5 protein-coding genes are annotated in these 11,908 nt (G+C 51.1%); 2 read left to right on the top strand and 3 right to left on the bottom strand.

The features are described 5' to 3' along the window. Positions 1-1,036: hypothetical protein (locus EYB30_RS17980; RefSeq protein WP_206674683.1), on the top strand; the 1,036-nt coding region annotated here is incomplete at its 5' end. A gap of 38 nt (positions 1,037-1,074) precedes the next feature. Here the strand turns inward: EYB30_RS17980 and EYB30_RS17975 are convergent. Continuing rightward, positions 1,075-3,888, bottom strand: a complete 2,814-nt coding sequence (locus EYB30_RS17975) for a reprolysin-like metallopeptidase (protein ID WP_166840836.1) — start codon at positions 3,886-3,888, stop codon at positions 1,075-1,077. Between the two features lie 222 nt (positions 3,889-4,110). Here EYB30_RS17975 and EYB30_RS17970 point away from each other — a divergent pair, with 222 nt between their 5' ends. Beyond that, a complete protein-coding gene (locus EYB30_RS17970; protein WP_166840834.1) occupies positions 4,111-4,614 on the top strand; it encodes a hypothetical protein in 504 nt (167 codons plus the stop codon). 56 nt (positions 4,615-4,670) lie between these two features. On the opposite strand, the gene EYB30_RS17965 is transcribed toward EYB30_RS17970, so the two are convergent. Together EYB30_RS17965 and EYB30_RS17960 are read right to left on the bottom strand one after the other, a co-directional pair. Continuing rightward, positions 4,671-8,123 carry a thrombospondin type 3 repeat-containing protein gene (locus tag EYB30_RS17965; protein WP_166840832.1) on the bottom strand — a complete coding sequence of 1,151 codons (3,453 nt, stop codon included), beginning with the start codon at positions 8,121-8,123 and terminating at the stop codon, positions 4,671-4,673. Positions 8,124-8,303: 180 nt separating this feature from the next. Then, entirely contained in the window at positions 8,304-11,630 is a 3,327-nt protein-coding gene (locus tag EYB30_RS17960) for a leucine-rich repeat domain-containing protein (RefSeq protein ID WP_166840830.1), read from the bottom strand. Positions 11,631-11,908: the final 278 nt, after the last annotated feature.

The following is an 11,908-nucleotide window of genomic DNA, read 5'->3' as shown; positions in this document are numbered from 1 at the left end:
AAGCACGGATACGCATAAGGTCCTGTTATCCGGCCAGGGCCAGCAGGTGAGTTTTGCCAGTGGCGGCGCGGGAAGTTCACAGTCACGCTTTGCAACCTTAGAGCTGGCTGAAGGCTCGGGCAGTAGCGTGCGCTTTGTTACGCCGATGGTGGCACTGCGTCTGGTAAGCCATGGCCAGGCGTTGCAGCCTTTTATGTTAGGGCTGAACTGGACACTGGAGCGCGACGAGGTGATCCAGGGGAATTACCACTTAGCCGGAGGTGAAATTAATCTGGCCGGCCATAGCTTAACCATTAAAGGAGAGCTGTTACATTCTGCTGGGATCATGCGGCTTGGCGGCGGGCGTTTGCTGGTAGAAGGCGATTATCGCCTGCAGCAACGGTTGGAAACCGAAGGCTATGCTGAAAGCACCGGCCAGCTGGTCATGACCAATGACGCTGATTATGTGCTGGTGCAGGGCGATTTTGTAATGCAAAGCCGCAGGAGTCATGATGGGCAACTGACGGCAGGGGTATTGGAAGTAAAAGGTGACTTTACCCAGCTTACGACAAGTTATGCTGAGAGTCGTATGAATTTCTTAAGCACGGATGCGCATAAGGTCCTGTTATCCGGACAGGGCCAGCAAATAATTACCTTTGCCTCAGCTTTATCCGGCTTTAATACCCTTATGCACGCAAACAGCGAGGTGTTGTTTAATGGCTATGTTCGTATAGTTCAGCCGGAGCAGTTCCAGTTATTGCTTAAGCTTGGCGGTGAAGGCCAAAGTAGCATTGTGTCGGCAGATGAAAAGCTGTTGTGCGGTAGTCAATGCAGTGCATTTTACCCGCGTGGAGAAGTCGTTATCTTAAGCACTGCTATGGTTCGCGGCGATGTATTTAATGGCTGGCCAGAACCTTGTACTGTGGTAGACGAGCACTGTCAAATTACGGTTGATAGCCGTATAGCGCTGGAACTGTCATTTGCGCCTAAACCGGCGAAAAACAGACGTAAGTCTAAGCTAATGCTGATGATTGTTGCAGGCCAGGCAAATCAGTAAAGTTAAGGCGCCGCTGTTATTACAGCGGCGCTGTGCTGTTAGTTGCTGTCGTCTTTAGGGATAGCCAGTAACCAGAGTGGGAATTTTCGTGGCACTATTTTGCTAAAGCTAAAACTGACTGCGCAGGCGCCGCTGGCGGCACCGGTTTGGTAGGTGACGCTGTCTAACCACTGTCCGGGCGGGCAGGTGCCGCTAACCTGACGGTTTACCCGGTAGCCTTTGGCCGGTTGTAAAGTAAAGACTGCACCCTGGCCATGGCTTACCACGCCGGGTGCGCTGATAACAGTGCCGCCATCACCGGAGCTGATGTTGATATCGTATTGTTTTAAGGCAAAATGCGCGCTGACACTGCTGTTATCTTCAAGGATAAATTCACAGCTGCCGCTGCCACTGCAGGCGCCAGACCAGTGCGAAAATTCACTGCTGCTGTCAGGCAGGGCGCTAATGCTGATGGGCAGGCCGCGGCTTAGTGTGTAACTACAGCTGTCAGTGCAGGGGGTATAAGCATTTAGCTGCACTGTGCCTGCGCCCTCTCCGGTGCGGCTTAAGCTAAGTTCAAGCTGCGGCGTGAGTAACCAGTTCAGATGGATATCACCGGCGGCGCCAAACATACCATCGACCAGAATGCGGTATTCAGTGCCGGCTACGGCATTAAAACTTAGCTCACTGCTCAGGCTGGTAAAGCTGTCATCGTTAAACGCTACCTGGTCCAGGCGAGTGAAGCTATCGCCGGTGTACACGGCCAGTACCGTATTAAAGCTGCTGTTATGGGTGTTGAAATAGACCGCACCGCTGAAGGGGGCTGTCCAGCGCCACCATAAGGTTTTACCACTGGCGCCGGCAATCACCGGCTCGCCCTGTTCGGTGCTGGCGCGCTGATTATTGTCAGTGATTTGGCCTTCTATGCCGCTGAGCAGGCTGGCTTGGGCAAAACTGTCATGGGCCGGTGGCGGATTGGGTTGCCAGCTAACATTATCGACCCAGCCGGCATCTACGCCGCTGCTAATACTGCCGTCTTTGCTATAAGCCCAGCGCAGTTGGTTGTTGCCGAGCGGTAACGTTATTGTGATCTGTTGCCAGTCGACTTCGCCGGAGATCTCGCTATGTATTTCATTGTTAACATAGAACCGTAGATAATCGAAACTAGCCTCGGACGACACTTTCCAGCGAAAGCTGAAGCTGCCATCCCCGCTGAGGCTGGTTTCCATCAGGCTTTGCTGGTAGTCGGCTATAGCGCCGCTGCGCACAGATGCCGGGCCTTGCGCGCTCTGGCTGGTATCTATTTGCCATTCTGCGCCGCCACCGCTGATAAACTCCAGCTCCGGCGCGTCTGCGGCTTCGGCCAGATTGGCGGGCATGTCGGCGTATATCGCGGTCACGTCGCTATGGCCGCGCAGCGTCAGGCTGCAATCTAAACCGTTGCTGCTGTCGCAGCCCCGCCAGGCAAAAAACGCTATGCCATCGGCACTGGCCGGTGCACTTAAGCTTACCGTGCTGCCCAGTTCAAGCTGGCTTAAGCCGTACGGCGCTGTGCCGCCATGGCCGCTGCTGCTGACGATAGCCGCGCTGGCCGCGCCCGATACGGCAACATTCAGGCTGCCATACACCAGGCCGCGCTCGGCCACTGCAGCTATTTCAAACCGTTTCTGGTTTAAGGCGTAAACGGCATCGGCGCCGTTGACGCTGTCGTTACGGTCAACGCCACAGGGCTGGCCGTTGCAGTCTAAGTCGGGCGAGGAAAACTTAAATACCCGGCTTGCGCCGCCAAAGGCCGACGGGTAGGCCATCACAGTGGTAAAGCTGTTATCAACACCGTGGCCCAGCGCAAAGGGGTAGGTTTTACCGGTATCGCCCTGTTTGCGCGAGTGCAGCAGGCCCATATTGTGGCCCAGTTCGTGAGCATTGACCTCGTCGCCGCAATTGATACTGGTGTGTGACACCATATAGTAGGTGCTGTAAAAACTGCCGTTAGCCCAGGCCTGGCCACAGATGCCGTCGTTAACATAGGGCCGCAGCAGTATCATCACATCGGCGCCGATGGCGTCGCGTATTTGCCGCTGCTCGGTAAAATAACTCTGATCATTATTGCCGGTAACATGGTACAGCGCTTCGGTCGTGTTAAAGCTTTGCGGGTAATCAACTTTGTCGATACGCAGCGCATTTAATTCAATTTTCACGTTGCTGGCGCGGTAAATATCATTGGTTACGGCAACAATATGATTAATGCGGGTCAGGGCACCGCTATTGCTGCCATACAGCTGGCTGCTGGCGTCAGTGTACAAAATATAGGCATCAACAATGGCGACGGCGTCGCTGTTAACATCAGCGCTTTGTTGCTGTGGCGGGCTTTTTTTCAGTACCGGCTGTTGTGGTGGCGCAATAATGTAGTCTTTTTCGCTGCTGCTATGCTGGTGCGCCGGATCATGGCTTTGGTACATCACAGCGCTATTGTCTTTACCGTTGATACTCCAGCTACCCCGTTCGGTAATCACCGTCGCAAAGGTATGGCTGCCGTCAGTGGTCAGTATCAGGCGCTGGCTGCCATTGCTTGCATGCAGCGTACGTTGCTTATCGCGCACTGTTACCCGGTTTACGTTAAGCTGTAATGGCTGGTGAAATAGCGGCACGGCAATTGCCACGGTCGTTTTGGCATTTACCGTGCTAAGCTGTTTAGCATCTAAGCTCAGTGCGATATGTTGAGTACTGTGTACCGGCGTATGCAGTTGTTGCATTGCCGGCTGTGCCGGGTTTAGTTGCCACAGGCTAATGGCCTGCTCAGCGGCAAAAACGCCTGTTGCTGTTACTGTGGCCCATAGCCAAAATGCCAGAAACGATACGGTTTTCAGTTTCATTTACTACACCTGTTTACTGCGACAACATAACAACTTGTTGATTAAACAATCTGATACGTATTTTATTTTTAATAAAGTGGTAAATAGTAAATGAAGAAGCGCTGGCAGGTACAGCAATTTATTTATTATATTGCCGCTCAGATAAACCACTGCTGGCGCTTGTAAGCGAATGCCACTGGCGCTATCTTGTGGCCGAATGAATGCGTAGATACAGGACAGACCATGAAAAAAATACTGCTGTTGTTGGTGCCCGTAGTGATAGTGCTGCTGTGGTGGCAAAGTGGCGATAACGCCACGGAGCAAGAGGCCGCGCCTGACACGGCGGCACCGCTAAAAACGAGCGCTCAGGCGCTGCCCTGGCTGATGCAAGGCAAGGCGCAAAGTGTTGGCAGTGATGCCGCACCTGCAAGCGAGCTGATTAATATTGGCGAGCCGCTGGACCCGGAAACCTATGTCGGCCAGGGCGCGGCCGAGCTGATTAATATTGGTGAGTACATTGACCCCGAGGCCGATCCTAACTTATACACTGCGCCCTCAGAAGTAATTAACATTGGCGACTATATTGACCCTGAAGGCGACCCTAACCTGGGGCGGCAGAGCTCAGAGTATATTAATATTGGCGAGGATATTGACGCCGATGAATACTTTTTTGGCTCTGCTAAAGGCGCCGATAAGCTGATTAATATTGGCGAGCCGCTGGACCCTGAGGCGGAGGTTAATCAGTAGTTCAATAGCAGGCTGTCGTTAAAATAACAGCGCCGGCAAGGCCGGCGCTGGATAACTCAGTTTGGTGTTGCCCCCTGGCTTGGCGGTACCGCCAGCAATAGCCACAATTTGCTACGCCGCTTGGCGCGCTTGCTAAATTCGACGTTAATGGTACAGGCCTCGCTGAGCGGCGCAGTGGTATAGTGCTGTTGCTGCAGGCTACCGTTACAGCCGCTGACACTGCGGATCCGATACCCCGGCGCCGGGGTAATAGTGATACTGGCGCTGGAGTTGCGGGCAACCTCAAAGTAGCTTTTATCGACAGTGCCACCTTCGTTAGTCATAACCTGCAACCAAACGCCATCGGGTATGGCATCAACACCGTCGCTAATACCATCGCCGTCTGTGTCATTGTTTAGCGGGTTTAGCCCCTGTGCTATTTCTTCGCCGTCGAGCAAACCATCACTGTCGCTGTCTGCGTTGTTAGGGTTAGTGCCGAGGTCAAATTCAACATAGTCATTAATGCCGTCGTTGTCGGCATCGGGCAGCGCTGCCCACATTTGCTCGTGTTTAGACAAGTCATACAAATGCAGCACATTAATGCGGTGGGCCACAAAGCTGCCTATTTCAGCCGCTTCGACTACGCCACTGCCATCTAAGTCCTGGCCAAACAAGCCGTATTCCAGTACATAAACCCGGCCCTGCGGGTCGACCTGCAGTACTTCAAAGTTACGCTGGCGTGTGAGATACGCCGATTGATAATTCAGGCTGACCTTATTGCCGTCGACGTTGTAATCCCAGATTTGTCCCATCAGCAGGGATGGCGTGTCACTTTGGAAGGCGTCGGTTGCAATGCCGCGGCGAAGCTGGTTGCCGGGCAGGAACTGATAACCAAACAGCATTTCCGGTTGCAGCATATTTTGCTGCCAGGGCAGCGCATTTTGCCAGGATGATGGCATATAGTTATTCACCGCTGACACCCAGAACTGCGGTAGCCGGGTGACCAGGTTATCGGTAAACAGCTGATGGTTTGGCTCGCGTTTTACCAGCTGACTGGCGTACACCTGATTAAGCTGACCGCCGATATAGTATTCGACCCGGGCCAGGTAAACACTGCCTTGCTGCTGCACCGGCGTCACAATAAACAGGTGTTCGCCATCGCTTAAACGCAGTACGCCGTTAACAAAAGCCCAGCTAAAGTTAAACGCCGAATGCGCTGAGGTGACACTGCCGTTGTTGTGCAGTGTCAGCAGATCGGCAAAACTGCCGTTTTCTAACAAGTTGTTACGGGTGCTGCCATACAGATGTTCACGGTAGGTCAGCAGTGCCCACTGGCCCACCATAGCACTGGCGTTGGTATGGCTGAGCACACTGGCCGGGTTAGCCAGATAGTCATGCACGGTGCTGGTTTCGCTGTAGCGTACCGGTTGCGGTTGCTCGTAAATAATGGCATAGGGCAGGTTTAACCTGTGCTCCAGCTTGGTTATCACTTGTACCTGCTGGCCGCTGGCATCGGTTTTATGTAGCTGCTTTTCAACTTCAGCAGTGACTTCCTGCAGCTCGATGTGTGTATCGATAATGCCCCTATTGTGAAAGTCTATTAACTTATCTGCCAGCGCCTGGCCATAAAGCTGGGCAACTTGTGTATAGGGGTAGGGCTCGCTAAAGGTACGCTCTGACACATAGTTGTCATACTGCAGCGTTACCTTGCCATCCAGTGCAGACCAGTTGCCAAAACTGGTCCGGTGGCGCTCCTGCCACTGGTTGTTGCCAATTATCAGGTTGCCGTCTTCATGTAATATCAGATTATAGGCATCACGCGTCAGCCAGCCCGGCATGGTAGGCTCGGGCAGTGTTATTTTGCTGTTTGCCACTTCAGCCCGGTTAAAGTCGGTAGCTTTGGCCGCCGGTTTTGAGCTGGCATCGTCCGGTGCTGTGCCCTGAGCTATTTCATAGCCGTCAGAATAGCCGTCGCCGTCGCTGTCCGGGTTGCTGGCATCGGTGTTGTACTGTTCTTCAATAAAGTCGTTCAGGCCATCATTGTCGCTATCTGGCAGGCGCTGCCACATCGCGCTGTTGCGGCTCATATCATAGCTGTGCAGCACATTAACCCTTGGTGCTATATAACCACCATCTTCACTGGCATCGATAACACCATCCGAGTTGCGGTCATAGCCATAAGTTGATTGCTCCAGCACATAGACCCGGCCCTCGGCATCTATTTGCAAGATATCCCAGTAACGCTGTTGGCTGCTGTAGTCGTTTTGATAATGCTGGGTCAACTGATCATTGTTCAGGTAATAACCCCACAGAACACCCATGTTATACTCTGGCTCGTTGCTGGCATTGATGGTGGCATAAATGCCACGGCGTACCTGACCATCGGCTTTGAACTGATAGCCGAAAAACCACTGCGGGTTAATTTCGTTATCCTGCCAGGGCGCATCTGTGGTCCAGGCCGATGGTGAATAGTTGTTAATACCGGCAACATACATTGTTGGCAGTGCTGTTACCAGATTATCGGTAAAGGCGCTGATATTACTGTGTTTTTTAACCAGCTGACTGGCATACAGCTGGCTTAGCACGCCATTTTGCCAATATTCTACCTGCGCCAGATAGACATCATCGTCCTGCAGTTTCGGCGTGATGATATACAGGTCGTCACCGGCGTGTAGTTGTAGCTTGCCATCTTGCAGGCTCCAGCTGAACAGGTCGCTTGAGTAGCGTGTGCTGACACTACCGTCTGGCTCCAGGCTGAGTAAATCGGCATAGGTGCCGGCAAGCAACTGACCGTTATTTAACTGGGGGCCATACTGATGCTGGCGATAGGTAAACAATAACCAGTCACCGTGCAGTGCACTGCTGCTGATGTTGTCAAAGCGGCTGCTGTTATCGGCCAGGTAGTCTGACTCGAACTGGCTTTCTATGTCGGCTACAGCTTCAGGCCCTTGCCAGTTCCACTCTGGTGGGATTTGCAGCTGGTAGCGGCTGGTAACCTGATTAAGGACGCGCAGCTTAGTGCCGTCACTGGCGAGTTTACTCAGCTGATGACGTACTATGCCGGATTGTTCATTGATTTGCAGGCTGTAGTTAATATGACCTTCATCAGCAAGGCGGATCATTTCATCGGCGACTGGCTGACCGTAACGGGCAGCAATTTGAAAAAACGGGTAGTGGTGGCTGACAAAAGCGCTGCTGAGTTCTGATAAGGTTACCACCAGTTTACCGTCGCTAAGCTGCCAGCTTATCGGATAGCTGCGGTGGTATTCCTGCCACTGGCTGTTACTGGCCATACCGCTGCCATCGGCAGAAAATTGAAAGTTATAAGCATTGCGTGACAACCAGCCAGGCATGACATCCAGTGGCAGCATGGCTTTGCTGCCGGCAACTTCAACTTGGGTAAATGAAAGTTGCTGTGCGCTTGAGGTAGATACTGGTGTGGCTACTGCACTGGCGTGCGATAGGCTAAAAAGGTTACCGCTTAAGGCGAGTAACACGGTGAAGCATGTTGTTATAGTTTTAAAGCGCATCTACTTTTCTCCCTGACGCGTTTTCAGACAACTATTAAGCATTAGGGCTTAATAAGCGCACTATGCTAATGAAGAAACGGCGAAATACCAAGCAAAATAATATTGTTTTTAGCGTTATATTTTTTGTTAAAAAAGAAAGCAGTAAAAGATAAGGCCGCGATAAACGCGGCCTTGTTCAGCTTAAGATGTTGTCGGTACCACAAATAGCCATTTGGGGATGCCGCGGCGCTTTTTCCTGGTTAGCGTCGGGTCGATATATAAGCGTAAGTTGTAACCATAATTTACACCCGGAGTTTCAATCAGTATGTTCAGGCTAATATGGCCTGATACACCGGCTTTAGGGATAAAGGTCAGTACGCCATTTTGCCAGCTCAGGCTGCCGTACTGACTGTAATCAATGCCGTCCCACTGATTAAAGCTGACTCCTGTTACGGTAGCGCCTTCGTGCTCGGTTAACGCCAGCGAGAAACCATTATCCAGCCGGCAGATATTGTCAAAGCGGTATATCGTTAAATTGGGTTTTGCCTGGGCTAATTGTTCCAGCTCGCTGCAGGGGATTAGCACGTTATCCCATAGCGATACGCTTTCAAGTGATGGCGCATCGAGCAGTGGTAGCACGCTACTGACATAGGTTCCGCCTATACCCAAATAGTTCAGGTTGGCTAAGCTTGCGACAAAATCAATGTTTGTCAGTCTGGAGTTGTCAAGATACAGGTACGCCAGATTCAGGCCAGCCAGGGCTGATGCATCTGAGATTTCTGTACTGCTAAGGTTTAAAAACCATAAATTATCGCTACTAACAAAAGGTAGTACTGAGGTTAAATTTTCTATCGGGTTGCTCGATAAATCCAATGAATACAATGCCGCAGGTAAGCTTAAACCGCTAAGCGATGTTAAGTTTAAGCCGCTTAAGCCTAAAGAGCTAAGGTTGCTCATTTGGCTTACAAGCGTCATAACTTGCCCCAGATTGGCAAAGGGGTTACGTCCGATATACAACTGGCGCAGGCCGCTTAGTTGCTCCAGCCCACCCAGCTGGGTAAACTGGTTGCTTTCTATCGACAGGTAAGCGCCATTTTTGTTAGCTAACAGCTCAACCAGCAGTGGGATTGAGGCTTCTGTCAGCTGGCTGCCGGTTAAGTTAAGCCAGGGATAGTCGTACGTTTCAGAGAATTTAAAGTCCGCTAATGCGGCTAGCATGGCGTCTGTCAGGTTCTGGTAGTAAAGGCTGAGTTCTTCAACTTTGTTAAGCGTCGTAAGCGGTGTTAGATCCGTTAACTGGCTGTCGCTATCATTGTTCCAATAGTCGCCGGTAAAGGTGACATAGCGCAGGTTAACAAAGTGTTCTATTCCGCCTAAGTTATTCACGCCAATACAGTCAATAGCGGTTAGCTGTTCCGCATACTGATAGCCGCTATTCTGTACACACTGACGTAGTTTATTGTCAGCAAACTGTATCTCTGCAATAGGCGTAAAGCCGTTGTATTGCCATTGCAATTCAAAGCTACCAGTGGTGTGGTTTGGATCGCTGACGGCAATGTACAGCGTGGTGCCGGCACTCACCTCAACCTGCAATTCCATACCATTGCCAGTGTCATACCGGCTGCCTTGCTGAACCAGGTTGGCCAGGCTATCGCCGGTAAAGGCCGCCATATAACTGTACTCTCTGGCGCTTAGGTTTAATTCCAGCATGCCGTCGGCGCTGGCAGTATAGCGATACCAAACACTGGAGCCATCGCAAAACCAATCGTAACATTGCTCACCCGGTTCTACGGTTGCTCGTATTGTGCTACCGGTTAACTGTCCTTGCACACCGTTAAGCGCAATAGCATTATTAAAGTTGTCATTGGCTGGTATGTCGGGCAGTGGCACAGGTCGTTGTTGCAACTCATAAAAGTAGCGGTTGTCTACATTGAGATAACTGAGTGCATCTTTTTCAAAATCTTCCAGGTAAAAGGCGGTGTCGTAAAAACGGTACCTGTGTTCAGTATGTACTATTGGCTGACCATTTATGCTGTCGCTGTTATAAAAATCGATAGTACGCGAGCTGTACAATACGCAGTCTGCCTGCGGTGATGGTGAGAACTGCTCTGGAATACACCAGCCGTTTTTACCAGACGCGACACGATAGCGGTAGCGGCGCATATCAATAATAGTGCCTTGTTCTGCGCCGGTATCGGCCCATAAATAGGGGATGACCTGCATGTTGGCGTAGACACCGTTTACCGGCTCGCCCAGGGTTTGGGCGCTGATGCCTGTGCCGTCTTCATAGAGTTCCAGCCAGAAATACTCCTGTTCCAAACCATTTTGTTTAAACAGGTAAATGCCGGGTACACTGCGGTTATAGGCCGGGTTTTTTATGCTAAGCAAACTTTCATAAGCGGTGCTGGCCTGTGTGGCACTGCTGCCCGCCCTTTGGTAAACCACGTTAAGCAGAGGCTGTGGCGTGCCGGGCCGGTTAAAAGCGCTTGCCTGTGCGTTCAGGCCGCTTGGACCACTAAAGCTGGCTGAGCCGTCGGCATTAAACAGCAGGTTGACTGTTTCGCTGACAGTTTCAACGTCGCCTGCGCTATTGATTACCTGATAAGACCAGTTGCCACTAGCGCTCTGGCTGGTTTTTTCTGTCAGTACGACTTTTACGCTTTGGCTATAACTGTTAGCGGCTATGACAATGCCGTTGGCATAGTTAACGTTATTGGTTGTGTCTTGGACTAGGGGTAAATTAAACGCCTGATTAACCGGTAAGATGGCAGACAGGTTAAGCTGATTATTGGCATTGACACCCAAATAGGATTCATTGCTCCAGAAGGTTTCATCGGCATATTCACCATCGGGGTAAACGTGGGTGTAATTAACATCGCCACTAAAAACAATACTGCCATCGGCCTGATATTCTGGCTTAAACTCGATGCTATTCATATAACGCTGTAAACGCACAGCGCTGTTGTCGATGTGTGTGTAGCTTTCATACTGCAACCAGGGCTCTTGCAGTGTCATGATCAGAAAGCCTTCGTCATCGACATGTAAATCAAAGGTGGCATTGCCATGCGATAACCAAATTTGCCCGTCCGTGTTATTAAGTTGCAACCGGCCCCTAGTCAGGTAAGACAGCTCCTGGCCTGTGTGATACAAAAAATAGCTGCCGCTGAAGCTGTTTACGGCATTTGACGTCGGCTGGGCTGAGGCTGACAGCATCAGCAAAGGGCGGCTTTTAGTGGCGGATGCGTTTGTTATAACGGGCCTGACGGATGCGTTAAATAAGTCTGCGTTGGTGCGAAGCTCTGCTGCCGTTTGCGGTTTAACCGTTTTGGTGTGAGCCGGGGTGTACTGGTCATCAGCTGCCGGTTTGGCTGGCATGGCCGCCTGCAACATCCTTTGGCGTTCGATACTGAGTTGCAAGTGTCGATGTTGCAAGTGTCGATCCAGGTCGGAATCTGAGCTGGGGGTTGCATGGGCCAATTGCATGGCGCTGAGCAGAGTAAATAATAACGCGCTGTGTTTTAACGTCATTGAGAGCCATCCTTAGTCTGATTTGAAAAAAATTGCGGTTTCGACAATAGGCACAATTTTAGTTGTTCATTTTTTAGCAGAAAATGTATTACTTGCAAAGAAAAATATATGCTGTGCGGCTTTTTGATATAAAAATATTGAATTGAATACTATAACGGCCGTTTTATTGTGTGACTTGTTATCAGCTGTTGGCTGACGAAGCCGGGGGGCGACAACGCCAATACTTTAGCGCTTTGACAACGCTGTAGCAGTCGACTGCTGCGGAGGTTGTTGTTAAA

Origin of the sequence: Rheinheimera pleomorphica (assembly GCF_011634895.1) — a bacterium.
GTDB lineage: Bacteria > Pseudomonadota > Gammaproteobacteria > Enterobacterales > Alteromonadaceae > Alishewanella > Alishewanella pleomorphica.
The sequence above is the reverse complement of the archived record's forward strand: the minus strand, read 5'-3'. Positions and strand labels throughout refer to the sequence as shown.